Consider the following 24,488-nt stretch of genomic DNA (forward strand, 5'->3'; position numbering starts at 1 on the left):
GCCACCCCCCGAACGGGTGGCGAGGAGCCGGCGAACGCGCGGTGACGGCGAGCGAGCGAGGCCGCGTGCCGCCGAGGGCATGCGGTGGAAGGGCATAAGGTTTGATCATGCGTAGAGCCAAGATTGTGTGCACCCTGGGACCGGCCACCGAGTCCCCCGAGATGGTCCAGGCGCTGGTGGACGCCGGCATGGACGTGGCCCGGATCAACCGCAGCCACGGGGACGTGGAGGCCCACGAGGCCGTCTATCGCCACGTGCGGGCCGCCGCGGAGGCGTCCGGCCGTGCCGTCGCCGTCCTGGTGGACCTGCAGGGCCCGAAGATCCGCCTGGGCCGGTTCGAGGAGGGCAAGCACTACCTCGCCGAGGGCGACGTGTTCACGATCACCACCGACGACGTGCCCGGGACCAAGGAACTGGTCTCGACGACGTTCAAGGGCCTGCCCCAGGACGTCAAGGCGGGTGACCTGATCCTGATCGACGACGGCCGGGTCACCGTGCGGGTCACCGACGTCACCGCCACCCACGTGACCACCCGGGTCGAGGTTCCGGGCCCGGTCTCGAACAACAAGGGTCTGAACCTGCCCGGTGTGGCCGTCAACGTGCCGGCGCTCTCCGAGAAGGACGCCGAGGACCTGCGCTGGGCGTTGCGGCTGGGTGCCGACTTCATCGCACTGTCCTTCGTGCGGTCCGCGAAGGACTATGAGGACGTCGCGGCGATCATGAACGAGGAGGGTCGCACGGTCCCGGTCATCGCGAAGGTCGAGAAGCCGCAGGCCGTCGACAACCTCGCCGAGATCGTCGACGCGTTCGACGGCATCATGGTCGCCCGTGGTGACCTCGGTGTGGAGCTGCCCCTGGAGCAGGTGCCGCTCGTCCAGAAGCGCGCCACCGAGATGGGCCTGCGCAACGCGAAGCCCGTCATCGTGGCGACCCAGGTGCTGGAGTCCATGATCAGCTCGCCGCGGCCCACCCGCGCCGAGGCCTCCGACTGTGCGAACGCCGTGCTCGACGGGGCCGACGCGGTGATGCTCTCCGGCGAGACCTCGGTGGGGGAGTACCCGATCGAATGCGTGCGGACCATGGCGCGGATCATCGAGAACACCGAGGAGCACGGCCTGGAACGGATCGCGAAGCTGCGCGCCACCCCGCACACCCGCGGCGGCGTGCTGACCAAGGCTGCCGCCCAGATCGGGGAGACCCTCGGCGTCAAGTACCTGGCCTGCTTCACCCAGTCCGGTGACTCCGCCCGCCGGATGTCCCGGCTCCGTTCCGCGACACCGCTGCTGGCGTTCACGCCGGTGGAGGCGACCCGGAACCAGCTGGCTCTGACCTGGGGCACGCAGACGTTCATCGTGCCGAAGGTCCAGCACACGGACGACATGATCGACCAGGTGGACGTGGTGCTGCGCAACTCCGGCCAGGCCGAGGACGGGGACACCGTCGTGGTGGTCGCCGGGATGCCCCCGGGCCAGTCGGGTACCACCAACTCGATCCGGGTCCACACCGTCGGCGACGACCAGGGCTGAGCCGGGACCGAGCACAGCTGAGCACCGCGTCGACGGCGTGGGGCGGGTCGCCTGCCCCACGCCGTCCTCGCCGGTGCGGTCCCGGCAGTGCTCCCGCGTGCTCCCGCGTGCTCCCGCGTGCACGTGCGACGATGAGCCCCATGCACCCGGCCCGCGCCCGCACCCTCCGGCGGTGCCGCCTCCTCGCACTCGCCGGGCTGCTTGCCCTCACGGGCTGCGGACCCGCGGGTCCGGGACCCGACCTGGATCCGGACGGGCCCGCCCCGACGGCCTCCGGGAGCGGCGCGAGCGCACCGGCGACCGTGCCGCCGGGCCTGCTCGAGTGCGACGATTCCAGCAAGGACGCCGGAGCAGAGTCCGCGCCGCAGGACCTGCATTCGTTCGGGTACGGCATGCCCTCCGGCTTCACCGAGAGCGGCGGCTACACGCAGATCACGTCCCCGGAGGGCGACTACACCGCCGACTACCTGGTGCCGACCGCGGCCGGGGTCGACGCCCTCAACGTCCTCGCCGTGGTCTACTACGCGGACCTGGCGCTCGGCCCGGTCACCGGCGGCTGCGGTCAGCTGGACCGCAAGCAGGTGCTCGCCCGCCTCGACCTCGTCAACGCCGAGTCCGGGGCCGAGGTCATCGGCGACTACGCCTGGGTGGAGGTCGGTGGGCACCCCGCCGTGCGGTACGACGCGTGGTACCCGAGCCACGGGTTCACGGTCCGCTCCTACGCCGTGTACGGCGCGACCGAACTCGTCACCTTCGGCTGCCAGTGGGTGGAGGCCGAGGCCGTCATCACCGCGGGCTGCGACGAGCTGACCGCCTCGGTCACGTTCTGAACGACCCTGCCGGACCCCGCCGCCGGCACCTGGGCAGCCCTGCCCGTGCCGAGCCCCGAACGCTCCCACCTGCATGTGCTAGACAAGCCCATGTGATGGGCAGAGGATGGCGCGCGACGCTCGCGGCCACGGTGGCCACGGTCGCCCTGGCGGCCTGTGCTCCCGGTGACTCAGGGACGGACCCCGCCGCGACGGACCCGGCGACCCCCGGGGCAAGCGCCGGCGAGGCGACCGAGGTACCGACGGCACCGGGTGGACTCCTCGAGTGTGGCGACCCGGACGCCGACAAGGTCATCGAGATCGCCGATGCCGACCTCACCACCGCCACCTGGTCCACGCCGAGCGGGTTCGAGGAGACGTTCGCCTACCACGAGGAGAACCCGGTCGAGGAGGTCTTCTCGTCGTGGACGGCGCAGCCCACGGCGGACGTCGCCCTCCTCAATGTCGTGACCGTGGTCATCTACGACGGGCTCGACTGGGGCGAGATGGTCGACCAGTGTGGCGCCATCCCGGTCGAGCGGATCATGGAGATCCAGGCCGGCTACACCGCGGAGATCGGCGCCGAGACCCTCACGGAGCCCGAGGTGACCACCGTCGCCGGGCACCCCGCCGTCGAGCAGTACATCAGCCTGCCGGAGTACGACTACCACGGATACTGGCTGTTCTCGCGGACCCAGGTCCTGCACGCCTACTGCCAGTGGACCAACGAGGAGGATCTCCTCGAAGCCGCCTGCGCCGAGCTGATCCCGTCGATCCAGGTGAGCCCGTGAGGCTCGTGGGCGGCTCCAGCGGCCGGCCGCGACACCGGACGATCGCCCTCGGCCTGAGCATCGCCGTGCTGATCTGCGGGCTGGCTGCGTGCACGGCATCGGACGGGCCGGACGGGCCGGACGGCACGACGGCGTCACCGGAGGCGACCACCACCGGCGGCGACGACGGGGGAACGACCGGTGCGACGCCGTCGGGCACCGGTGGCCTGCTCGAATGCGGGCAGGAGGTCAAGGACTCCCTCGGTGACGTGGACCTGGAGGGGGTCACCTGGACCACCCCCGCCGACTTCTACGAGAGCGACGACTTCGTCTCCGTCAACGACTACGAGGAACAGAACGTGGAGCTCTGGGTGGCGTCCTACGAGGGGCCCGAGGCGACGACCGCGTCCGCGATCGCGGTGACCTTCTACCCGGCGGTCGCATGGGGTGACCTCGTGGTGGGCGGCTGCGCCCAGATCCCGATCGAGGCCGCGCTCGCCCGCGTCGCGGAGTACTGGGAGGTCCCGGGCACCACGGACGTGCCAGTCGGCGAGCCGACGATCGTCCGGATCGGTGGCCAGCCGGCGATCGCGCACGACTTCACGTTCGAGGGCACCCAGGCGCACGGCTGGTGGCTGTACTCGAACACCCAGTTGCTGCACCTGCAGTGCCAGTGGGTGTCCGAGGCGGAACGCCCCGGCCTCGAGGCCGGCTGCGACGCGTTCCTCGAGTCGGTGGCGATCCCGTGACGGCCCGGACCCTGCGGCGGCTGGGTGTGCTGCTGGCCGGTGCCGCCCTGCTGGCTGGGTGCGCGACGGCGACCGGTGACCAGAGCGACCCGGGTGGCGACGGTCCGGCCGGCGCGGGTCGTGGCTCCGGGTCGGGGGGCATGGAGGGCGGGCCGACCGCGCCGCCGAGCGTGCCGCCGGGCTTCCTCGAATGTCCCGACCAGCCCGGCGACGAGGAACTGCAACTGGCCGACGTGGACCTGACCACGGCCGTCTGGGCCACCCCGACCGGGTGGGCCGACGCCAGCGGCTACAGCGAGGACAACCCGATCGAGGAGATCCTCGAGAACTGGGTCGGCGAACCGGTCGACGAGCCACTGCCCCGGCTGAACGTCGGGGCCGTGGTGATCTACGGCGGGCTGGACTGGACCGACCTCGCGGACCAGTGCGGACGGGTCCCGATCACCGCGATCGAGGAGCAGCTCGGCCGCTACCGCGACCAGATCGGCGCCGAGCCGCTCAGCGAGGTCGAACGGCTCACCATCGCCGGGCTGCCCGCCCTGCACCAGGACATCCGGCTCACCAGCTACGACTACACGGGCTACTGGGTGTTCTCCGAGAACCAGCTGCTGCACGCCTACTGCCAGTGGACCGACGAGGCGTACCGGGCCCCCATCGAGGACGGCTGCCTGCAGATCGTCGAGTCACTGACGGTCGGGTGATGGGCGCCCCGGCCCGGCGAACGGTCCCGGCGGTCGCCGCCATGGCCCTGGCGATCATCCTGTTGGCCGGGTGCGACCAGGTGGGCCCGACCCCCGGACCCGAGGGCCCGACCGGGGCGGGGGAGGGCTCCGGAGCGGCCCCGACCGCACCACCGACCGTGCCCCCCGGGCTCCTCGAGTGCCGCGAGGATCCCGACCCGAAGCAGTTGCAACTGGCCGACGTGGACCTGGCCACGGCCACCTGGTCCACGCCCTCGGACTTCGAGGTGGTCACGAACTACCACGAGGACAACCCGGTCGAGACGATCGAGACCACCTGGTACGCGGAGCCGACCGACCCGCGCCTGCCCACCCTGAACGTGCTGAACGTGGTGCTCTACTCCGGTCTGGACTGGGGCGACGTGGCCGACGACTGTGGCCGGGTGCCCCTGTCCGCGATCGAGACCCGGCTCGCCTCCTACCGGGATCAGATCGACGCCGTCCCGCTCACGGACGCCGCCATGACGACGGTCGCCGGTCTGCCCGCACTCGAGCAGGACATCGGGCTGGCGTCCTACGACTACCACGGCTACTGGGTGTTCTCCGAGACGCAGCTGCTGCACGTCTACTGCCAGTGGACCGAGGGCAACCGGGACGTGATCGACGCCGGCTGTGGCCCGTTGGTGGACAGCGTCCGGGTGGGTTGAACCCCGCACGGACCGAGCGAGGACTAGCATGCGGTGCGAGCGGACCAGGCGCCGGCATCCGGCCGGTCCGAGCGGCCGCAGAGAGTAGGTCCGCGGAATGATCCGCCTCCTGATCCGACTCGTCTTCTTCCTCGGCGCCGCCGCGGTCGGGCTCGCCGTGGCGGCCCTGGTGATCGACGGCCTGAACATCGACCCGATCTCGTTCATCGCCGTCGTCGTGGTGTTCGCGGTGATCCAGTCCGTGCTCTCGCCGTTCATCGCGAAGGTCGCGAACAACAACGCGCCCGCACTGATCGGCGCCGCCGGCCTGGTCAGCACGTTCGTCGGCCTGTTCGTCAGCTCGCTGGTCTTCGGCGACGGTTTCCAGATCACCGGAGGGGTGGGCACCTGGATCATCGCGTCCGTGGTCGTCTGGCTGGTCACGATGGTCGCGACCGTCCTGTTGCCGGTGATCTTCGTCAAGCGCAAGGTCGCCGAGGCCCGCTCCGGGGACGGCCGGGCCGACCGGGGTGAGAAGGCGAAGTGACTCACACGGCGCCGCGCCGCCGCAGCCATCCCAGCGCGGGGGCGCCGTAGGCGGGCGGGAGGTAGAACGTCGCGATCCGGAACACCAGCGCGGTGGACAGCGCCGTCGCCTCCTCGATGCCGGCGCCGACCAGCGCGGCGGTGAGGGCCGCCTCGGCCACCCCGATGCCACCCGGCACCGGCATGACCCCGGCGAAGAGGGCGACCATGCACTGGATCAGGAGGAGTTCGGTCAGTGGGAGTTCCTGCCCGAACGCCCGCAGGGACAGCCACAGGACCACGGCCAGGAGCGTCTGGGCGATGACGTTGCCGAAGAACATCAGGGCCAGATTCTTCGGCGACCGCAGCACCTGCAGGCTGCTGCGTGCCTCGCCGAGGCGCGCCTGGAGGTAGTGCCGCACGCGTGGGATCGCCCACGCGATGGCGAGCGCCGCGACCAGCCCGAGAGCGATCAGCCCCAGGGGCAGGTCGATCTCGAGGCCGCCGCCCGGCAAGGTCAGCGAGACCAGCCCGGTCGCGGCGAGCAGGACCAGCATGATCGCCTGGGTCACAAGCCCGCTCGCGCCGTCGATCGCCCCCACGGTCACCGCGCTCGCCGCCGGCAGCCCGGCGCGCTGGAAGAACCGCACGATGAGGGCGACGCGGGCGGCGACGCTCGGCACCACGAGCCCCATGAACTGGATCGCGTACTGCAGCGCGAGCACGGGCATGAACGGCAGCGGCCGGGGCGACGCCCCGATGCTCGACATGGCCGAGCCCACCTGCACCAGGGGGGTCACCAGGATGGCGGCGATCACCCACCCCGGTGCGGCGGCACGGAGCTCGGCGATGAGGGTGTCCAGGCCGATGCCGCTGATCGCGCTGACGATGACGTAGGCGAGCAGGACCACGACGGCGAGCGTCAGCACCTTCTTGAGGCTGAGGCGGCGTAGTTCGGCGAGCTTCGGTGGCTCCACGCCGGTGGCCGCCGCGGCGTCGGTGCGCAACGAGTCCAGATCCAATGAGCGCTCGCGCACCAGCTGCCGCGTGGTCCGGTCCAGCAGCGCGGGCTGCACCAGCGGCAGGGCCGCGCCGACGTGTTCGGCGTCGAGCGCCGCCGTCGCTGCGGCGATGGCCCGGTCCGGCCCGAGCACGAGGGCCGTGGCGACCAGGAGACCGGCGTGGTCGGCCGACCGGTGGAACTCGGACGGGTTGCTCCGGGCCCGGCCGAGGTCGGTCAGCGCGGCGGTGCCGTCGGAACGCACCACCAGGGCGGCCGGGTTGAGTGAGCCGTGCGCGAGGCCGATCCCGTGCAGGCGCTCGAGCGCGGCCCAGTACTCCGCGGCCAGGACGTCCGGGTCGTGTGGTCCGTCCGGGCCGGCCGGGTCGTGGGCATCGGGTGTCTGCGCGAAGGGACGGGCATCCGCCGCCAGCACCAGCAGGGCGTCCCGCTCGTCGACCAGGCCGGCCGCCACGATCGGCAGCACCGGCACGCCCGAGCGTTCGGCGAGCAGGGTCGCGAACGCCTCGTGCTCGACCTGTTCGAGCCGCGACGAGGGCGCCAGCGCGGACCGGCCGCGGTACCAGATCGAGGAGCCCACCGCCGTCACCACCTGGCTGTCCCAGGCATCCCGACCGTGGAGCCGCACCAGCAACGGCTCGCCGGCGGCGGAGGTGGCCGTGACGAGGAGTTGCCCGCGCTCGGTCATCGCCAGGTAGCGCAGGTCGTGCGCGACGACGCCGAGCTGCCCGAGGGCCCGACGGACCTCGGTGAGGGTGAGCCGACCACCGGGGGAGCCGGCGACCAGGTGGATCACGGCGGCGGCGATCCAGCCGAGGGCCACCCCGGTGAGGCTGCCCCACGGCCCGCTGGTGCCCGTTGCCACGGCGGCGATCGCGCCGGCGATCGCGATCCCCCGGCCGACGCGGCGCACCGGTGCGGTCAGGTGCGGTCCGGTGACCCCGACGACCGCGACGGTGGTGGCCAGCACCAGGGACGGGTACCTGGGACCGTCGGCGGTCCAGGGCACGACGGCGTCGGCCAGGTCGGGCACGGAGCCGGCGGTCAGGCGCACGGCGATCGCGCCCGCGCCGGCGAGTAGGGCCGCGCCGGCCTGGTCCCGGACCAGGTGCCAGCGCCCGCTCGCGATCGCCACCGTGATCAGGAGGACCCCCCACGCCATCAGCAGCGTGATCAGGGCCCGCCAGATCCACCACTCGAGCCAGGGGATCTCGGCGAGGGCGGCCAGGACCCGGGCGTCCGTGCCGGCCGGGCGAGCGAACACGAGCGCGGCCACCAGGATCAGCGCCGATCCGGCCAGGAGCACGGCGTCGGTCGGCCGACGGTCCCGCGGCGCCCCGGCCTGCGCGGCGAACCACCCGCGCAACCGCTCGGCTGCGGAACGGTGCGCGACCGCGCCGACGGCCGGGGCGGAGCCCTGCGCGGCCGCTGCGTCCTGATCCGTTGCCATCGTGTGCCCGTCTCTGGCTGGGGTGTGCGGACATCGTGGCAACCCGCGCCACCGGTGCCATCATGCCGTCGGGGTGATCCGGTCGTCACCCCCGACGTCGGCGATTGCCCGGCAGGCGGGGTAACGTGCGCTGGTGAGCGCTGCGCAGGTGGTCGGGGTGATCGCCGACGTCTTCACCTGGACGACGCTGCCGCTCGGGTTGCTCTGCCTGCTGATCGCGGCCGTCCTCAATGCGTGGTGGCGTGGGGACCCCGAGCGCTCCGAGGTCGGCACCCTGCGCCTCGTCGGTGGGCTACTCGTGGGTGTCGGCCTGCTCTCGGTCGTCCTCTCGATCGGCCTGACCTTCGCGGGGGGCTGACCGCGTCCGTGCCGCCGCCTGACATAGTGGGACCCGTGAGGACGAGGCCACTGCTCGACCTGGTCGAGGTGCCGGCCGGCACGGTGACCCTCCACGACCGGCGCACCTCGACGAGATGGCGGGCCGACGTCGCCGGGCACCTGCTGGCCCGGACACCCGTCACCCAGGCCCAGTACCGCGCCGTGCTCGGCGCCTCGCCGAGCGCAGCGACCGGCGAGGACCTCCCGGTCGAGACCGTCTCCTGGCTCGACGCCGTCCGGTTCTGCAACGCGCTCTCGGTGCGTGAGCACCTCGAACCCGCCTACACGATCGACGACGAGGTGACCTGCGCCGTCGGGAGCACCGGCTACCGGCTCCCCACCGAGGCGGAGTGGGAGCACGCCTGCCGGGCCGGCAGCACCGGCCCGCGTTACGGCGACCTCGACGAGATCGCGTGGTACGCCACGAACTCGGGTGACCGACCGCACCCGGTCGGCACCAGGGAACCGAACGCGTGGGGTCTGTACGACACGCTCGGAAACGTCTGGGAGTGGTGCTTCGAGCGCTACGACCCGGAGGTCTATGGGGACTACCGGGTGCTGCGCGGCGGTGGCTGGAGCGATCCGGAGTGGAGCGTGCGGGCCGGCGTGCGGCGGCGCAGCCATCCGACGTTCGCCATCGAGGACGTCGGGTTCCGCCCGGCCCGGTCCACGTCGCACCGGACCGGCCGGGAGTGAGGTTCGAGTACGCACCCGACGAGTCGTACCAGGACGTCGGGGGAGGGCAGGTGCTCCACTCCGCCCCCGGCTTCCCGGGATTCCCGGCGCGGCTCGCCCTTGAACTGTTCGAGCGTGCCCGCGTGCTCGCCGGGACCGGCCGGGTCGGACTGTGGGACCCGATGTGCGGGGCCGGTGGGATCGTCGCGACCCTCGCGCTGCTCCGCCGGGACGCCCTGACCCGGGTGCTGGCGAGCGATGTGAGCGACCGGGCCCTCGAACTCGCCGTCAAGAACCTGCGGCTCACGACGCCCGAGGGGTTGGCGCAGCGGCGCGGGCAGCTCCGGGCGCAGTCGGCGGTGACCGGGCGGCTGGAGTCGGTGGACCGGCTGCTCGAGAAGGTCCGCCGGGGCCCGCCGGTGCCGGCGGACCTCGCCCGGGCGGACGCGACGGACCCCGCCGACGTGGCCCGCCTCGACCTCGCGGGTATCGGGGTGGTGATCGCGGACCTCCCGTACGGCACCCAGGCGGACTGGAGCTCCGAGGCGCCGACGCCGGCGGCGCGGACGCTGCGAACGCTGGCCGGTGCCCTGGGTGCGGGGGCGGTCATCGTGCTCAGCACGGTGAACCGGGAGGACCTGCGTGGCTGCCCGCCCGCGCTGCGTTCGTTCAAGCACGGCCGTCGCCACCTCCGGATGTATCGCGTCGAGGAGCCGACGGCGCGCTGACGCCGTCGGCGGACGCGAACGCCCGGAACCACCTCTCGGCGGTTCCGGGCGCGGCGGGCGGGACCCGGCGGGTCACTGCCAGATGATCGGCTGCTCCAGGTAGAGGTTGCCCGGGGTCGCGACGAAGGAGTAGTAGCCCTCGCCGTTGTACTCGACACCGTTCACCGGCTGCCCCGAGTTGGACAGACCCACGAAGCAGCTCACCGCGGTGCCCGTCGACTCGTCGAACGGCGGAAGTTCCAGGCCGCACTCGTCACCGGGGCTGTTGAACGAGAACTGGCTGGTCAGGTACTCGGCGTCGGCCCCGTCCGCGAGCAGGGGGAACAGGTCGGCGGACGGCGGGGTCTCGTCCTCCGGCACGTCACCGACCCACTGCTGCTGGGTCACGATCAGGTACGGGACGTAATCGGCGAACTCGTCCGCGTTGGAGTACTGGTCGAACAGGGACGGGTCCGACTCGGTGATCTGAAGGACGCTGATGCCCTGCGTGCCGGTCACCTCCGTCTCGCCGAAGGTCACCGTCCGCTCCACCCAGGCGACCTGACCGAGCGTCAGTGGCGTGCCGGGAGCGGTCACCGCAGCCGGGTCACCGAAGTCGATCGCGTCGACGTCGTAGGTGCTCTCGGGCTCCTCGGTGGTCTCCTCCTGCGCCGGTTCCTCGGGTTCCTCGGCCGCGGCGTCCGCGACGGTCGGGTCGGTGCCGGTCTCCGGCTCCTCGGTGCCGCCGCCGCAGCCCGCCAGCAGCAGCACCCCGGCGACGGCCGCAGCCGACACCGTCACAATCCGCTTGGGGTTCATCCCGGTCTCACTTTCGTCTGTTCGGATCCCGTGACCTGATGGCACGGGCACGATGCGGGTGGGCGCACCGGTGCACGGGTCTCATCCAGGGCACGGTGGGCCGTGCGGAAAGAGCCCCGGGACGCCCGCCGCGGTGACCGCGGGGACTGGGGCCAACCCCCTCTTGAGGTCGACCCTAGCGGGACCGGCCGGCCCGTCAGGACCACGGGGATGGGGAGAGGTCACCACCGCGGCCGACCGGATCGGCCATGGTTCGCTCAGGCCAGGGTGCCGACCAGGATCGCGACGACGATGGCCACGATCACCGTGTTGAACGCGAACGCCAGCAGCCCGTGCCCGGTCACGACCCGACGCATCCGCGCGGTCTCGACCGTGACGTCCGAGGTGCCGAAGGTGGTCGAGACGGCGGCGGCGAAGTAGAGGAAGTCGGCCAGCCCGTCCGGCTCCTCGCCCGGGAACCGCAGGCCGCCAGCCCGGACCTGTGCCCGGGCGTAGTGCAGCGCGTAGGAGACCAGCACCGTGAACCACGAGGTGACCACGGTGCCGATGCCGACGAGCAGGAGTGCCGGGTCGGACCGGACCTGGGCGTTGACGCTGAGCAGGAGGGCAGCCGCGAGAGCCACGACGGACACCTGGGCGGACCAGCTCGGGCCCTCGCCACCGGTCAGCATGACCCGGGCTCCCGGCACCCGGAGCACCCGGCGGACGGCGCGGGGCTCCGTCGACTCGGCCTCCACGAGGGACCGTCGGAACAACTCGCCACGCAGGCCCCGGAACGCCCAAAGGGTCAGCACGCAGTAGCCGGCCGCGAAGAAGCTCCAGCCGAGCATGCCCGCGCCGACCGGGCCGACCACGCTGTCCATGACCGACTCCGTGAAGATGACCGGGCTGAGCACCAGGACCAGGATCAAACCCGGGATCAGGCAGACCACGCTCCGGCGGACGTCCGAGGTGAGCCTCGGGATGGCGACTGGATCACGGGGCACCGGATGAGGCTAACGTAGACGTCGTGAGCACCCAGAGCACCCAGAGCGCCCGGACTCCTACCGAGTGGACCCGGTTGGACGAGAAGACCCGCCGCCGGATCCTGGCGCACACACCGGACCTGATGGTCGTGGAGGTCGAGTTCGCACCCGGTGGGGTCGGAGCCCCGCACACCCACCCGCACGTGCAGGCCACCTACGTGCGCGAGGGCACATTCGACTTCGTGGTCTCAGGTGAGCCGATCACGATCACCGACGGCGACAGCATCGTGGTGCCCTCCAACGAACTTCACGGCTGCGAGTCCGCCACCGGGGGGACCCTGATCGACGTGTTCACGCCCGCCCGTGAGGACTTCCTGCCGCGCGGCTGACGGGGCACTCAGGAGCGGCTCTTCACGAGTTCCGTCAGCTCCGCGACCTGGTCCCGGAGGCCACGGATCTCGCTCTCGAGGTCCGGCCCGCCTCCGGACGCCGCGGCGCCGACGGGACCGTCCTCGGACCGGATGTGCTGCATGGCGTCGACGATCACGGCGATGAACAGGTTCAGCACCGTGAAGGCGCTCAGCAGCACGAACGGGATGAAGAACGCGACGGCCCACGGGTGCACCTCGAGGACGGCTCTGCTGACGATGCTCCAGTTGTCGAGGGTCATGATCTGGAACAGCGTGAACAGGGACCGCGAGAGGTTGCCGAACTCGGTCGGGAACGAGTCGCCGAACAGCATCGTCGCCATCACCGCGCTGACGTAGAACAGCAGGATCAGGAGGGCCCCGATCGAGAGGATCCCGGGCACCGCCTTCACGAGCGCCTCGACGACCCGGCGCAACTGCGGGACCATCGAGACCAGGCGCAGCACCCGCAGGACCCGCAGCGAGCGCAGGACGCCGAAGGCTCCCGACCCCGGGACCAGCGCCACGCCGACCACCAGCAGGTCGAAGACGTTCCAGCTCGACCGGAAGAACGATCCGCGGAACGCGTACAGCTTCAGGCCGAGTTCGACGACGAAGAACGCCAGGCAGATCCGGTCGACCGCGTGCAGGAGATCGGCGTATCCGGCCATCATCGTGTCCGACGTCTCGAGTCCGAGCGTGGCCGCGTTGATCAGGATCAGGACGATCACCACGTGCTGGACCCGGTCGGACTCGACCCACGCACCCAGCGCGACGCGGGAGTACCAGCGCTCCGGTGGCCGTGGTCCGGTGCTGACGGGAGGACGTCCCAGGAGGGTCTCGGTCGTGGCCATGCTCCCGCTCTCAGTCTCGACAAAGGCTGGCGCAGGAGAGCGTGGCGGACGTCGGGCCCGCCGAGCAAGGTGCGCGGGTGGTGACCGCTGCCCACCCACGGCTGCGCCTAGGCGGGCGTAGGACGCAGCCCCACCCGCCTGGCGACGGACGCACCCCACTCGGTGGCGCGCTCGAGCTCCCCGTACACCACCGGCCCGTCCGTGCCGTTGACGCGGAAGGTCATCGGCTCGGCCACCAGCGTGCAGCCGCGCCGCGTCAGGAACCTGGCCATGGACCTGGCCGCGGAACCCGGGACCGGCGGGTGGACGTGGGTGTCGAACGTCGCCACCGAGAGCGACAGCACCGATCGCGAGTCGATCCAGTCGCGCATCGAGCGGGCGTCCGAGACCACGTGGCCCGCGCGATCGGCGGCCTGTTTCCTGGTCTGTGGGCGGCTCAGGCCGAACGCGTGCGTCGGTGCCCCAACGATCAGCAGGTCGGTGTCGAGGTCGCGGATCATCGGGGCATCGCCGACCTCGACGACTTCGACGGGGAGGCGGCCGGCAACACCCGCGGCCACCGCCTCGGCGACCTCGGCCGTGTTCCCGAACATGCTCTCGTACACGATGTAGGCAGTCATGGCACTCACCATTCCTCTCCTCCTCAGGGTGGAGCCCTCGATGGGGCCAGGCCAGGGACTTTGGTCACGTGCTGGTAACGGCGGGGGAGACGAAGGTCACGATTGGCTAACGAACATGCATGCTGTCGACCGCGCCGAAACGCCGCGGACCTGCGGATCTGAGCGGTTTCCGTTGATCCGGGTCCGTGCCGGGAGGGCCGATGTCCGGAAGATTGCGCAGGTACCGCCGGTGGTCGGCTGGTAGCGTGAAATCCGCTCGGGTGGGCACTTCCGGCCCGCCGAGCGACCCCAGCCAGGCCGCGACCGTCGTTCCTGACGACGTGCGTATGGCACCCGAGGTGCACTCTTGAGACGGCACTGGCCGTCCGCCCGGGGGCCCGGACCGTAACCCAAGACCTTGCCGCTCCGCGCCGAGGCACAGGACGCGTGACCGAGACAACTGCCATTTCCAGCACGGGCGACCTGAGCGCCCCATCCGACGTCGTGCTCCGGGTCGAGAACCTCTACAAGGTGTTCGGCCGTGGTGCACGGCACGCTGTCGAGCAGCTGCAGAGCGGACTCGACCGCTCGCAGCTGCCGAAGGACACCACCGCCGCGGTGATCGACGCGAACTTCGAGGTCCGGGCCGGTGAGATCTTCGTGGTCATGGGCCTGTCCGGCTCCGGGAAGTCGACGCTGATCCGGATGCTCAACGGGCTCTGGGAGCCGACCGCCGGGTCGGTCCTGATCGGCGAGGACCATATCGACGGTGCTTCACCGAAGCAGTTGCGGGCGCTCCGTCGCGACCGCGTCTCGATGGTCTTCCAGCATTTCGCGCTGCTGCCGCACCGCACGGTCGGCGAGAACGCCGCCTATGCGCTGAAGGTGCGTGGCGTGAACCGGTCCGAGCGCGAGGAGCGTGCCGAACGGGCACTCGGCATGGTCGGCCTCGAGGGCTGGGGCGGGCACCTGCCGGCCGAGCTCTCCGGGGGCATGCGTCAGCGCGTCGGGCTGGCCCGCGCCCTCGCCGCCGGCACCGACATCATGCTGATGGACGAGGCGTTCAGCGCCCTTGATCCCTTGATCCGCAAGGAGATGCAGGATCAGTTGCTCGAGCTCCAGTCCGAGCTCGGAAAGACGATCGTGTTCATCACGCACGACCTCAACGAGGCGATGCGACTCGGCGACCGGATCGCGATGATGCGCGATGGCCGGATCGTGCAGGTCGGCACGCCGGACGACATCCTCACGGACCCCGCGAACGACTACGTCGCCCAGTTCGTGGCGGAGGTCGACCGGAGCCGGGTGCTCACCGCAGGATCCGTCATGGAGCGGCCAGTGGCCGTCGTCGGCGCCGATTCCGGCCCGCGCGCCGCCCACAAACTCATGCGTGAGCACCAGACGTCCTCGCTCCTGGTGGTCAGCCGTGATCGCCGCGTCAAGGGCCTGGTCTGGGAGGACGACGTCGCCGAGGCGGTGCGGCAGGGGAGCAGCACCCTGCCCGGACTCTCCCAGGCCGTGACGACCGTGGGCCCGGAGACCCCGCTCGTCGAGCTCTTCGCGGACTCGGCTGCGGCCCGTGCCCCGTTGGCCGTGGTCGACGAACGCGGTGTGCTCCTGGGTGTGATCCCGCGGGTCACCCTGCTCAGCGCACTGGCCACACCGAACGGTTCGGACGTGTCGCCCGACGGCGATCCGGACCCTGTGACCTCCCAGGGAGCCGCTCTGTGAACATCCCGCACATCCCACTCGGTGACGCGGCCGACGCGGCCGTCGACTGGATCAAGGCCCGCCTGCCCGAGGTGCTCGACGGCATCAGCGACGCGTTCAACACGCTCGCCGGCGGCCTCACCGACGCGTTCCTGACCCTTCCGTGGCCCGTGGTGGTCGTGCTGTTCGCGCTGCTCGCCGCCTGGGTACGCTCCGTTCGGTTCGCCATCTTCGTGCTCGTCGGCATGACACTCACCGTGAGTGTCGAACTCTGGGAGCCGGCCATGGAGACGCTCTCGATGGTGATCATCGCGACGGTATTCGCCGTCGTGGTCGCCATTCCCGTCGGCATCCTGGCCGCCCGAAGCTCGATCGTCAGCGCGATCGTCCGGCCGATCCTCGACTTCATGCAGACGATGCCGGCACTCGTGTACCTGGTGCCCGTGGTGATCTTCTTCAGCATCGGGTACGCGCCCGGTGTGGTCGCGACGATCATCTTCTCGATGGCCCCGGGTGTCCGGCTCACCGAGCTCGGCATCCGCCAGGTGGATCGCGAGACGGTCGAGGCCGGACACGCCTTCGGCGGCACGCCCGGGCAGATCCTGCTCGGGATCCAGCTCCCGCTTGCCGTCCCAACGATCATGGCGGGCGTCAACCAGGTCATCATGCTCGGGCTGTCCATGGTCGTGATGGCCGGATTCGTCGGCGCTCCGGGACTCGGGAAGGACGTGACCGAGTCCCTTGCCCGGGTGGACGTGGCCCACGGGTTCGAGGCGGGCCTGGCGATCGTGATCCTCGCGATCTTCCTGGACCGGCTCACCGCGGCCATCGGTCAGCCGACGGACAACTCGCTGTCCGCGATGATGCGCGTGCGGCGGACCGCGGCGCTCCAGCGGGCCCAGGAGCGCTCCGCCGGCCAGCCGTCCACCGCACCCGTGCCGGACCGGGACACCACCGCCGCGGCCCCCGCAGCCACCCCCTGACCATCGAACCAGCATTCACTGGAGAGAAGGAGTTCACATGAACACCCTGATGACCAAGCGCCGTCGCGCTGCGGCGTTGTTCGCCGCGGCCGCCGTCGGTGTGACCCTCGCCGCGTGCGGCGGCGGCGAGTCCGGCGACGACGCGACGACCGATGGGGACGACGCAGGCGGCGACGCCGGCGACATGACCATCACACTCGGCTACATCCCGTCCTGGACGGACGGGCTGAGCACCGCGTTCCTGCTGGAGAACGTCCTCGAGGAGGCGGGCTACACCGTCGAGCACGAGGAACTGACCGAGGCGGGGATCCTCTACACCGCGCTCTCGCAGGGGGACGTCGACATCTACCCGTCCGCGTGGCCCGAGGTCACGCACGCCACCTACATGGAGGAGTACGGGGAGCAGATCGAGGATCTCGGCGCGTACTACGACGGCGCCGTCCTGACCTTCGCGGTGCCCGAGTACAGCGAGATCACCTCGATCGCGGACCTGCCCGACTATGTCGATGAGCTCGAGGGGCGCATCGTCGGCATCGAGCCGGGCGCCGGCCTGACCGAGGCCACGCAGGACAGCGTGATGCCGACCTACGGACTCGACGAGGCCGGCTTCAGCCTCGCGACCTCCTCGACCACGGCGATGCTCGCCGAACTGGACAGCGCGATCCAGGCGCAGGAGGAGATCGTGGTCACGCTGTGGCGCCCGTTCTGGGCCAACGCCGAGTACGGCGTGCGCGACCTGGAGGACCCCGAGGGCGCGTTCGGTGAGCCCGAGGGCCTGCACTTCCTCGCCCGTGACGGCTTCGCCGAGGAGTTCCCGGAGGTCGCCGAGTGGATCGGGACGATCTCCCTCGACGACGAGCAGTACGGCGCGCTGGAGAGCTCGGTCGTGAACGACAACCCGGACGACCCGGCCGCCGGTGTGGCCGCCTGGCTCGAGGAGTACCCGGACGTCCTCACCCCGTTCGAGCCGTGAGTTCGTAACCGGCCCGAACGACGATGGCCCGGACCCCACCTGGTGGGGTTCGGGCCATCGCTGTGACCGCGCCGCTCAGGTGGTCCGTCCAGGCGGACTCCCGATCGGTGTGCCCGCCGACCGCAGCCGGACGAGCGCCACGCCACCGGGCGTCCCGACGGGAATGGTCACGCGCCCCTCGTGATCCACCTGCCACGCCGTGTGGACCGGCATCCGCGACCCGATCGCGGCCAGGTCCTCCGGGGGCGGACCCGAGGACTCGAGGTGCCCGTCGGCGGCGTACACGCGCAGCTCGCCCGCACTGCCGGGGCCCTCGCCTCCGAGGAGGTACACCCGCGAGTCCGCATCGACGCCGACCAGCCGAAGGCCCGCGACCGGCAGGCGGGCCTGCATCCCGTTCCCCTGCACCACGACGTGCTCGCCCGCGCCGTGGCTCGTGAACACGGTCCGGTCGCGGACCGCGATCCCGTCGACGGCGCCGAGCGCGTCGATCTCCCCGGTGACCGGCACCCTCGCGATCCGCCCGTCCCACCACACGAAAAGGCGCGCGCGGCCATCGGCTCCGAACGGATCCACCAGCCACGGGTAGTGGTCCGCGCCGCCCGTGAACTCCGTCGACTCCCCGGTGGCGGGATCGAACACGGCGACGCCGCGACGCTGGCTCGCGTCATCGAACGTGACCGAGACCAGTTTCCCGCCGCCCCCGAACGGCTCACCGCCACGCACCGGCAGGATCGGGCCGGCCGCGCCGGTCGTCGGGTCCACCTCGAGGGTGCCTGGATCCCCGTGGACGTACAGCCGGTCCCCGGTGGCGAGGACCTTGGTGAAGCGCCCGCCCACCGACCAACGTTCGGACCCGTCGCCGGCCAGCGCGCGCAGCCGAGGCTCGTCATCGGCTCCCTCGATCAGTACGACCCCGCCGGCCGGGTCGCACACGTAGTCGAGGATCCGGCCCGCCACCGGCGTGCGGCCCACGGGCGTGCCCGTGCCGTCGAGGTGCAGCACGGATGGGTCGTCGCCGAGCAGGTGGAAGCCACCGTCCCGGTCCAGGCGCAGACGGACCGGACTGCGCGCCCGCCGGGTGTGTTCGGGCACCCGCCAGGAATGGGCCGGGTGGTCGGTGAAACTCGACGTGACCCCGGTGTGCTCGTCGTCCCAGGGCACGACTGCGACGAGTTCGGCCGTGAAGCCCTCGGTCACCACGGCGGGCCCCAGAACTTGGCGACGCGCACCCCGGCCTCCGGCAGCAGGTCCTCGATCGTGGTCGTCTTGACCTTGTGGCTGCCGTCCGGCGGGGGCCAGTGGCTGATCACCTCGACCCTGCCGCCCGTCATCCGGCCCGTCGCGAGCGCGACGTGGCCGGCGAGTTCGTCGAAGATCACGAGATCACCCCTCAGCGGCCGTGCGGAGTCCGGCTTGCGCGGGTCGTACGTCTGGACCGCGCTCGAAGCCAGGCTTCGCTCCAGAGTACGAGGGAAGGCCATGACGTCGCCGGAACTCGTCATCGCATCCCGGGCCGTCGTGTACAGGTCGCGCATCGTCTTCTCGGAGACGGACCCGGCCCGATAGGCGGAGAAGAGCACCATCTCCCAGCAGTTCAGCTTGCCGGTGGCCACGTTCGGCTGGTTGCCGCCGGCGAGCATCCACCTCAGGAAGTCACTGTCGGCCGCCCCGGGCGTACTGACGTCGCCCGGCGTCACCGCCACCCAATTCTGCTTTCCGACCGTGGCCTCCGCGGTGGTGGTGGCAGCGCCCCTGCCGCGAGCGAGATCGAGGAAGTGTTCCAGCTCGGCCGTGCCCACCGTGAACGGACCGGGTGCCTGCCGGAGGTTGCGGAGCAGCAGCCGGCACGCCTGCATCGCCTCCTCCGCGAGCACTGGACGCAGCGGGACCGGCGGGTTCATGGCCAGGTACGCCTTGTACTCGTCGGTGGCCTCGATGGCCGCATCCGTCATCCGCGACGCGTCATGCATCGGGTCGTTGTCGACGTAGTCCTCCAGCTTCGCCCGCTGGAGGGCCACCGCGGCCGGGAGCCGGGTCACCAGAGTGCCGACGACGGCGTTGCCCGCGCTGCGTTGGAGGCGCACCATCATCGCCGGTGAGAGGACCAGCGGCACCGGGCCGCCGTCGTCGGCCGGCCGACGAACCTCGCGCGGCGACGCATCGGGCCTGCTGCGGGCCCGCTCCGGCGCCTCCACGTCCATGCCTGCCGGCATGCTGCCACGGTACCCAGCGGGCCGCTCGGCACCGTGCGCTATCGGGCAGTCTTCGGTGCAGCCGCCGGACCGAGGTTGCGACGGATGGCCGCGAGCGCGGGTGCCCCGAGTGGGATTCGAACCCACACTGGATCGGGTTTGAGCCGAACGCCTCTGCCGGTTGGGCTATCGGGGCCAGTGCGCTGCATCACTGCGGTCGCTGTCGTGCCATTCTGGCACAGGCACTAGGCTAGGCGATCGTGAGCACGGATGAGACCACCGGCGGGAAGCCGGGCAAGAAGTCGTCGAACGACGCGGATCTTCTCGACCTCGACACGGCCCCCGCGGCCGAGCCGGCGCCGAAGCCGAAGGCGGGACGCACGCGACGCGTCGTCGTGGCCGAGGACGAGGCGCTGATCCGCCTCGATGTGGTCGAGACGCTCAACGAGGCCGGCTACGAGGTCGTCGGCGAGGCAGGCGACGGTGAGGCCGCGGTGCGGCTGGCCACCGAGCTCGAGCCGGACATCGTGGTCATGGACGTGAAGATGCCCGTCCTGGACGGGATCTCCGCCGCCGAGCGGATCACGAAGGCCCGGATCGCCCCGGTCGTGCTGCTGACCGCGTTCTCGCAGACCGAGCTCGTGGAGCGGGCCCGGGACGCCGGCGCGATGGCGTACGTCGTGAAGCCGTTCACGCCGAACGACCTGCTGCCCGCCCTCGAGATCGCCCTCTCGCGGCACCAGGAGATCGCGGCGCTGGAGTCCGAGGTGGCCGACCTGACCGACCGGTTCGAGACCCGCAAGCGGGTGGACCGGGCCAAGGGGCTGCTCATGACGAAGATGGGCCTGTCCGAGCCGGAGTCGTTCCGGTGGATCCAGAAGACCTCGATGGACCGACGCCTGACGATGCGCGAGGTGGCCGACGCCGTCATCGCGCAGGTCGGCGCCGGCAAGGACTGACCCCGAGGACACCTCCCCGACGCGCGACCCCGACGACCCCGTGACCGCACCCGCGGCCGGGGTCGTCGCGACGTTGCGGCGTTCGGGTCCGTGCCGGATGTCCATTCGTTCGAATGGAGTCGGGGCTTCTGCCGGTGCACACAACGGGCGTATGGTGGGGGCCGACCTCGCTGAGCGGACATGGAGAACGGTGGTGTCAGGGTTGGTACGGATGGGTGTGAGCGCACGTGTGGCGCGCGCTGAGGACCTCGAGGCAGTGCTGCCCGTCCTGCGTGCCGCGCGAGCCGAGTCCCCCCTGGGCGTGCAACTGATCAACCCCGACTCCGAGGCCGTCAGCGAGTTGTTGCGCGCCTGGTTCGGCATGGAGAACTCCAGCCTGATCATCGCCGAGGTGGACGACGCGATCGTCGGCCTGGCCCTGGTCCAGTTGATCGACGTGAACCTGTTCTCCGACATCGCCTACCTGCACATCGAGGCCCTGTACGTCGACAAGGAACACCGACGGCGTGGGGTCGGCCGGGCGCTGATGCACCAGATCGCGGTGGTCGCCGCCCGTTCGGCCGGTGAACGGGTGGTCACCATGCCGCTGACGGGTGCCCGCAGCGAGCAGCGGTTCCTCTCCGGTCTCGGTTTCGTCCCGGCCGGCTCGCGCCGGATCGCGGAGACCGCCGCGTTGCTGCGCCGCCTGGAGCAGCCGGCCGGCGCCCGCGACAAGCGGGTCCGCGGCATCGACGAACTGATCGCCCGCCGTCGGCGTTCCCGTGGGCTCCCGGAGACCCCGCCGCGAGGGCTGAGCCTGGTCGAGCTCGCGGACCGCGCCGAACGGCAGGACCGCCCGGATCAGGACGCCCACCACGACCCGATCGACCCGGTCGACAGGGACGACAGAGTCGACAGGGACGGTCAGGACGGGGCGTCGAGCAGCATGCAGGTGAGCCGGGACGTGCAGACTCGCCGCCCGGACTCGTCCGCCACCGCGATCTCGTAGCTGGCGGTCGAGCGGCCCAGGTGGAGGGCCGTCGCGGTGCCGGTCACCCAGCCCTCCCGGGCCGAACGGTGGTGGGTCGCGTTCAGCTCCAGCCCGACGGCGTAGCGGCCCGGTCCCGCGTGTGCGATCGCCGCGAACGAGCCGAGGGTCTCGGCGAGGGCCGCGCTCGCGCCGCCGTGCAACAGCCCGGCCGGCTGGGTGTTCCCGGCCACCGGCATCCGGCCGACCGTCCGTTCCGCACCGATCTCGAGCATCTCGATGCCGAGCTTCTCGATCAGCGTGTCCCGGGTGAGATCGGCGATCTCGGCGTTGTCTGCGATGTCGGTCATGACGCATAGGGTGGCACCTGTGAGTGAGAACGTGCGACCCAGGCTCCTGCTCATCGACGGGCACTCGATGGCGTACCGCGCCTTCTTCGCCCTGCCCGTGGAGAACTTCTCCACCTCCACTGGGCAGGCGACGAACGCGGTATACGGGTTCACCTCGATGCTGATCAACCTGCTCCGGGACGAGGACCCGACGCACGTGGCTGTCGCGTTCGACGTGTCGAGCCAGACGTTCCGCAAGGAGACCTACGCCGAGTACAAGGGCACCCGCAGCGAGACCCCGCAGGAGTTCCGCGGGCAGATCCCGCTGATCGAGGAGGTCCTGGCCGCGCTCGCGATCCCGACCCTCGGCAAGGAGGGCTTCGAGGCGGACGACATCCTTGCGACCCTCTCCACCCAGGCCAGCGCCGCCGGGCTGGACGTGCTCATCTGTTCCGGGGACCGGGACACCTTCCAGCTCGTCGGGGACGCGGTCACCGTGCTCTACCCGCGCAAGGGCGTCTCCGACCTGGTCCGGATGACCGCGGAGGCGGTCACCGAGAAGTACGGCGTCACGCCCGCGGAGTACTCCGACCTGGCCGCGCTGGTCGGCGAGTCCAGCGACAACCTGCCCGGGATCCCGGGTGTCGGCCCGAAGACGGCCGCGAAGTGGATCAACACCCACGGCGGTCTCCAGGGCATCATCGCGAACGCCCCGGCGATCAGCGGCAAGGCCGGGGAGAACCTGCGCGCCCACCTGGACCAGGTGATCCTGAACCGGCAGCTCAACCAGTTGCTGCTCGACATGGAACTGCCGCTCGGGGTCGACGACCTGAGCCGGCGTCCGTTCGAACGCGAACAGGTCCATCAGGTCTTCGATGCGCTGGAGTTCCGGGTGCTCCGGGACCGGTTGTTCGAGATGACCCCGCAGGACGCCGAGACGGTGGCGGCGCAGGGGTTCGAGCTGGACATCAGCGCCCTGACGCCCGGTGGGCTGCCGGACTGGCTGGCCGCGCGGGCCGGGGCCGAGGTCGGCCTGGACGTGCGTGGCTCGGCGGCCCAGGGCACCGGCGACGCGTGGGGCCTGGCGCTGGCCGCCGACGGCGGAACCGCCCTCACGATCGACCTCGCCGACATCTCGGTCGAGGACGAGACCGCGCTGGCCGCCTGGCTCGCGGACCCGGCGGCGCCGAAGGTGGTCCACGAGGCCAAGACCGCGTGGCACAGCCTGGACGGTCGCGGACTGGTCCTGGACGGGGTCACGTTCGACACCGCGATCGGCGCCTACCTGTGCCACCCCGACCAGCGCAGCTTCACGCTCGCCGACCTGTCCGTGCGATACCTGCACCGGGAACTGCGCTCCGGCGAGGACGACTCCGGTCAGCAGATGCTCGTCCTGGACGGCCCGGCCGAGGACGAGATCGGCGCCGTCCGGGCCGCCGCGGTCCTCGATCTCGCCGCAGCCCTGCGCTCCGACCTCGCGGACCGGGGTGCCGCGGCGCTGCTCACCGAACTCGAACTGCCCGTGGCCGCGGTCCTCGCCGAGATGGAGAAGGCCGGGATCGCCGCCGACGTGGACTACCTCACCACGCTCGAGCGCCAGTTCGGTGACGCCGTCACCGACGCGGCGACGAAGGCGTACGAGGTCATCGGCCGAGAGGTGAACCTCTCCTCCCCGAAGCAGCTGCAGGAGGTCCTCTTCGACGAGCTCGCGATGCCGAAGACCCGCAAGACGAAGACCGGGTACACCACCGACGCGGACGCGCTCGCGGACCTGTACGTCAAGACCGAGCACCCGTTCCTCGAGCACCTGTTGGCCCACCGGGACCAGATCCGGCTCCGTCAGACCGTCGAGGGCCTGCTCCGGACCGTGGCCCCGGACGGGCGGATCCACACGACGTACTCGCAGACGATCGCGGCCACCGGCCGGCTGTCGTCGGCGGACCCGAACCTGCAGAACATCCCGATCCGCACCGAGGAGGGCACCCGGATCAGGGCCGCGTTCGTGGTCGGCTCCGGCTACGAGACGCTGCTCACCGCCGACTACTCGCAGATCGAGATGCGGATCATGGCGCACCTGTCCGGGGACGCCGGCCTCATCGAGGCGTTCCGGTCGGGGGAGGACCTGCACTCGTTCGTCGGGTCCCGGGTCTTCGAGGTGGAGCCGGAGGATGTCACCGCTGCGATGCGTTCGAAGATCAAGGCGATGTCCTACGGGCTCGCCTACGGACTGTCGGCGTTCGGGCTGTCGAAGCAGCTCAAGATCGAGACCTCCGAGGCGCGCACCCTCATGGACGGCTACTTCGAGCGCTTCGGCGGCGTTCGCGACTACCTCGCGTCGGTGGTCGCCCAGGCCCGGACCACCGGGTACACCGAGACGATCCTCGGCCGGCGGCGCTACCTGCCGGACCTCACCTCGGACAACCGGCAGCGCCGGGAGATGGCCGAGCGGATGGCCCTGAACGCCCCGATCCAGGGCAGCGCGGCGGACATCATCAAGGTCGCGATGATCGGTGTGGACCGGGCCCTGCGGGAGCAGGGGCTGAGGAGCCGGCTGCTGCTGCAGGTGCACGACGAGCTGGTGGTCGAGGTCGCGCCCGGCGAGGACGCCGCCGCCGAGGCGGTGCTGCGCGAGCAGATGGCTGCCGCCGCGGACCTCGAGGTGCCGCTGGACGTGTCCGTCGGGACCGGGGCGAGCTGGCGCGACGCCGGGCACTGAGCCCGGCGCGGCCGAGTTGCGGCCGACAGCAGGGGC

Annotated in this window: 25 protein-coding genes and 1 tRNA gene; 17 read left to right on the forward strand and 9 right to left on the reverse strand. The window is 71.3% G+C overall.

Going from position 1 to position 24,488, the window contains the following annotated elements; all coding sequences use genetic code 11:
• Nucleotides 1–107 precede the first annotated feature (107 nt).
• From pyk to EXU48_RS18205, 7 genes are all read left to right on the forward strand, one after another.
• Nucleotides 108–1,526 (forward strand): pyruvate kinase, encoded by a 1,419-nt coding sequence (gene pyk, locus EXU48_RS18175; protein ID WP_133109096.1) that lies wholly within the window; start codon nucleotides 108–110, stop codon nucleotides 1,524–1,526.
• Between the two features lie 131 nt (nucleotides 1,527–1,657).
• Entirely contained in the window at nucleotides 1,658–2,356 is a 699-nt protein-coding gene (locus EXU48_RS18180; RefSeq protein WP_133109097.1) for a hypothetical protein, read from the forward strand.
• A gap of 95 nt (nucleotides 2,357–2,451) precedes the next feature.
• Nucleotides 2,452–3,126, forward strand: a complete 675-nt coding sequence (locus EXU48_RS18185) for a hypothetical protein (protein WP_133109098.1) — start codon at nucleotides 2,452–2,454, stop codon at nucleotides 3,124–3,126.
• Nucleotides 3,123–3,854, forward strand: coding sequence for a hypothetical protein (locus EXU48_RS18190; protein ID WP_133109099.1), 732 nt, complete (start codon nucleotides 3,123–3,125; stop codon nucleotides 3,852–3,854). The genes EXU48_RS18185 and EXU48_RS18190 overlap by 4 nt, the downstream gene beginning before the upstream one ends.
• Nucleotides 3,851–4,555, forward strand: a complete 705-nt coding sequence (locus EXU48_RS18195) for a hypothetical protein (protein ID WP_133109100.1) — start codon at nucleotides 3,851–3,853, stop codon at nucleotides 4,553–4,555. Before EXU48_RS18190 ends, EXU48_RS18195 begins: the two co-directional genes overlap by 4 nt.
• Nucleotides 4,555–5,241, forward strand: a complete 687-nt coding sequence (locus EXU48_RS18200) for a hypothetical protein (protein ID WP_133109101.1) — start codon at nucleotides 4,555–4,557, stop codon at nucleotides 5,239–5,241. The genes EXU48_RS18195 and EXU48_RS18200 overlap by 1 nt, the downstream gene beginning before the upstream one ends.
• A gap of 97 nt (nucleotides 5,242–5,338) precedes the next feature.
• Complete coding sequence (locus EXU48_RS18205; protein ID WP_133109102.1) at nucleotides 5,339–5,767, forward strand: hypothetical protein; 429 nt, start codon at nucleotides 5,339–5,341, stop codon at nucleotides 5,765–5,767.
• Nucleotide 5,768: 1 nt separating this feature from the next.
• On the opposite strand, the gene EXU48_RS18210 is transcribed toward EXU48_RS18205, so the two are convergent.
• Entirely contained in the window at nucleotides 5,769–8,216 is a 2,448-nt protein-coding gene (locus EXU48_RS18210) for a lysylphosphatidylglycerol synthase transmembrane domain-containing protein (RefSeq protein ID WP_133109103.1), read from the reverse strand.
• Between the two features lie 133 nt (nucleotides 8,217–8,349).
• Between EXU48_RS18210 and EXU48_RS18215 the strand changes: the two genes are divergently transcribed.
• Genes EXU48_RS18215 through EXU48_RS18225 form a run of 3 tightly spaced genes read left to right on the forward strand, consistent with a single transcriptional unit; the run spans nucleotide 8,350 to nucleotide 9,997 of the window.
• Nucleotides 8,350–8,574, forward strand: a complete 225-nt coding sequence (locus tag EXU48_RS18215; RefSeq protein WP_133109104.1) for a hypothetical protein — start codon at nucleotides 8,350–8,352, stop codon at nucleotides 8,572–8,574.
• A 35-nt stretch (nucleotides 8,575–8,609) separates the two neighbouring features.
• Nucleotides 8,610–9,290 (forward strand): formylglycine-generating enzyme family protein, encoded by a 681-nt coding sequence (locus EXU48_RS18220; RefSeq protein WP_235857118.1) that lies wholly within the window; start codon nucleotides 8,610–8,612, stop codon nucleotides 9,288–9,290.
• Entirely contained in the window at nucleotides 9,287–9,997 is a 711-nt protein-coding gene (locus EXU48_RS18225; protein ID WP_165962886.1) for an rRNA methyltransferase, read from the forward strand. The genes EXU48_RS18220 and EXU48_RS18225 overlap by 4 nt, the downstream gene beginning before the upstream one ends.
• Before the next feature lie 72 nt (nucleotides 9,998–10,069).
• Here EXU48_RS18225 and EXU48_RS18230 read toward each other — a convergent pair whose 3' ends face one another.
• Entirely contained in the window at nucleotides 10,070–10,771 is a 702-nt protein-coding gene (locus EXU48_RS18230) for a hypothetical protein (RefSeq protein ID WP_133109106.1), read from the reverse strand.
• Nucleotides 10,772–11,052: 281 nt separating this feature from the next.
• Nucleotides 11,053–11,781: a DUF1345 domain-containing protein gene (locus EXU48_RS18235; protein WP_133109107.1), complete on the reverse strand. Its 729-nt coding sequence runs from the start codon at nucleotides 11,779–11,781 to the stop codon at nucleotides 11,053–11,055.
• Nucleotides 11,782–11,804: 23 nt separating this feature from the next.
• On the opposite strand from EXU48_RS18235, the gene EXU48_RS18240 reads away from it, so the two are divergent.
• Complete coding sequence (locus EXU48_RS18240; protein WP_207947812.1) at nucleotides 11,805–12,149, forward strand: cupin domain-containing protein; 345 nt, start codon at nucleotides 11,805–11,807, stop codon at nucleotides 12,147–12,149.
• An 8-nt stretch (nucleotides 12,150–12,157) separates the two neighbouring features.
• On the opposite strand, the gene EXU48_RS18245 is transcribed toward EXU48_RS18240, so the two are convergent.
• A complete protein-coding gene (locus EXU48_RS18245) occupies nucleotides 12,158–13,021 on the reverse strand; it encodes an ion transporter (RefSeq protein ID WP_133109108.1) in 864 nt (287 codons plus the stop codon).
• Nucleotides 13,022–13,128: 107 nt separating this feature from the next.
• Entirely contained in the window at nucleotides 13,129–13,641 is a 513-nt protein-coding gene (locus EXU48_RS18250) for a flavodoxin family protein (RefSeq protein WP_133109109.1), read from the reverse strand.
• 426 nt (nucleotides 13,642–14,067) lie between these two features.
• Between EXU48_RS18250 and EXU48_RS18255 the strand changes: the two genes are divergently transcribed.
• Genes EXU48_RS18255 through EXU48_RS18265 form a run of 3 tightly spaced genes read left to right on the forward strand, consistent with a single transcriptional unit; the run spans nucleotide 14,068 to nucleotide 17,286 of the window.
• Complete coding sequence (locus EXU48_RS18255) at nucleotides 14,068–15,351, forward strand: quaternary amine ABC transporter ATP-binding protein (protein WP_235857119.1); 1,284 nt, start codon at nucleotides 14,068–14,070, stop codon at nucleotides 15,349–15,351.
• Entirely contained in the window at nucleotides 15,348–16,313 is a 966-nt protein-coding gene (locus EXU48_RS18260; RefSeq protein WP_133109110.1) for an ABC transporter permease, read from the forward strand. The genes EXU48_RS18255 and EXU48_RS18260 overlap by 4 nt, the downstream gene beginning before the upstream one ends.
• 37 nt (nucleotides 16,314–16,350) lie before the next feature.
• Nucleotides 16,351–17,286 carry a glycine betaine ABC transporter substrate-binding protein gene (locus EXU48_RS18265; RefSeq protein WP_235857120.1) on the forward strand — a complete coding sequence of 312 codons (936 nt, stop codon included), beginning with the start codon at nucleotides 16,351–16,353 and terminating at the stop codon, nucleotides 17,284–17,286.
• 75 nt (nucleotides 17,287–17,361) lie between these two features.
• On the opposite strand, the gene EXU48_RS18270 is transcribed toward EXU48_RS18265, so the two are convergent.
• The 3 genes from EXU48_RS18270 to EXU48_RS18280 all read right to left on the reverse strand — a co-directional run bounded on the left by EXU48_RS18270 (nucleotide 17,362) and on the right by EXU48_RS18280 (nucleotide 19,677).
• The gene (locus tag EXU48_RS18270; protein WP_133109111.1) at nucleotides 17,362–18,489 is read right to left on the reverse strand and encodes a hypothetical protein; all 1,128 of its coding nucleotides are present in this window, start codon (nucleotides 18,487–18,489) and stop codon (nucleotides 17,362–17,364) included.
• Nucleotides 18,483–19,502, reverse strand: a complete 1,020-nt coding sequence (locus EXU48_RS18275; RefSeq protein ID WP_133109112.1) for a hypothetical protein — start codon at nucleotides 19,500–19,502, stop codon at nucleotides 18,483–18,485. Before EXU48_RS18275 ends, EXU48_RS18270 begins: the two co-directional genes overlap by 7 nt.
• Before the next feature lie 101 nt (nucleotides 19,503–19,603).
• Nucleotides 19,604–19,677: transfer RNA gene (locus EXU48_RS18280), tRNA-Leu, on the reverse strand.
• 64 nt (nucleotides 19,678–19,741) lie between these two features.
• Here EXU48_RS18280 and EXU48_RS18285 point away from each other — a divergent pair.
• Both EXU48_RS18285 and EXU48_RS18290 read left to right on the forward strand, forming a co-directional pair.
• Nucleotides 19,742–20,440: an ANTAR domain-containing response regulator gene (locus EXU48_RS18285; RefSeq protein WP_133109113.1), complete on the forward strand. Its 699-nt coding sequence runs from the start codon at nucleotides 19,742–19,744 to the stop codon at nucleotides 20,438–20,440.
• A 217-nt stretch (nucleotides 20,441–20,657) separates the two neighbouring features.
• A complete protein-coding gene (locus EXU48_RS18290) occupies nucleotides 20,658–21,428 on the forward strand; it encodes a GNAT family N-acetyltransferase (RefSeq protein ID WP_165962887.1) in 771 nt (256 codons plus the stop codon).
• On the opposite strand, the gene EXU48_RS18295 is transcribed toward EXU48_RS18290, so the two are convergent.
• Entirely contained in the window at nucleotides 21,344–21,757 is a 414-nt protein-coding gene (locus EXU48_RS18295) for a hotdog fold thioesterase (RefSeq protein ID WP_133109115.1), read from the reverse strand. The two genes, EXU48_RS18290 and EXU48_RS18295, sit on opposite strands and share 85 nt — an antisense overlap.
• On the opposite strand from EXU48_RS18295, the gene polA reads away from it, so the two are divergent.
• Nucleotides 21,756–24,452 (forward strand): DNA polymerase I, encoded by a 2,697-nt coding sequence (gene polA / locus EXU48_RS18300; RefSeq protein ID WP_133109116.1) that lies wholly within the window; start codon nucleotides 21,756–21,758, stop codon nucleotides 24,450–24,452. The two genes, EXU48_RS18295 and polA, sit on opposite strands and share 2 nt — an antisense overlap.
• Nucleotides 24,453–24,488: the final 36 nt, after the last annotated feature.

Source organism: Occultella glacieicola (assembly GCF_004353825.1).
Taxonomy (GTDB): domain Bacteria; phylum Actinomycetota; class Actinomycetes; order Actinomycetales; family Beutenbergiaceae; genus Occultella; species Occultella glacieicola.

Coding starts and splice junctions, on each gene's coding strand:
- pyk (WP_133109096.1), top strand. CDS start 108: ATGCGTAGAGCCAAGATTGTGTGCACCCTGGGACCGGCCACCGAGTCC.
- EXU48_RS18180 (WP_133109097.1), top strand. CDS start 1,658: ATGAGCCCCATGCACCCGGCCCGCGCCCGCACCCTCCGGCGGTGCCGC.
- EXU48_RS18185 (WP_133109098.1), top strand. CDS start 2,452: ATGGGCAGAGGATGGCGCGCGACGCTCGCGGCCACGGTGGCCACGGTC.
- EXU48_RS18200 (WP_133109101.1), top strand. CDS start 4,555: ATGGGCGCCCCGGCCCGGCGAACGGTCCCGGCGGTCGCCGCCATGGCC.
- EXU48_RS18205 (WP_133109102.1), top strand. CDS start 5,339: ATGATCCGCCTCCTGATCCGACTCGTCTTCTTCCTCGGCGCCGCCGCG.
- EXU48_RS18210 (WP_133109103.1), bottom strand. CDS start 8,216: ATGGCAACGGATCAGGACGCAGCGGCCGCGCAGGGCTCCGCCCCGGCC.
- EXU48_RS18245 (WP_133109108.1), bottom strand. CDS start 13,021: ATGGCCACGACCGAGACCCTCCTGGGACGTCCTCCCGTCAGCACCGGA.
- EXU48_RS18250 (WP_133109109.1), bottom strand. CDS start 13,641: ATGACTGCCTACATCGTGTACGAGAGCATGTTCGGGAACACGGCCGAG.
- EXU48_RS18265 (WP_235857120.1), top strand. CDS start 16,351: ATGAACACCCTGATGACCAAGCGCCGTCGCGCTGCGGCGTTGTTCGCC.
- EXU48_RS18275 (WP_133109112.1), bottom strand. CDS start 19,502: ATGCCGGCAGGCATGGACGTGGAGGCGCCGGAGCGGGCCCGCAGCAGG.
- polA (WP_133109116.1), top strand. CDS start 21,756: ATGACGCATAGGGTGGCACCTGTGAGTGAGAACGTGCGACCCAGGCTC.
- EXU48_RS18295 (WP_133109115.1), bottom strand. CDS start 21,757: ATGACCGACATCGCAGACAACGCCGAGATCGCCGATCTCACCCGGGAC.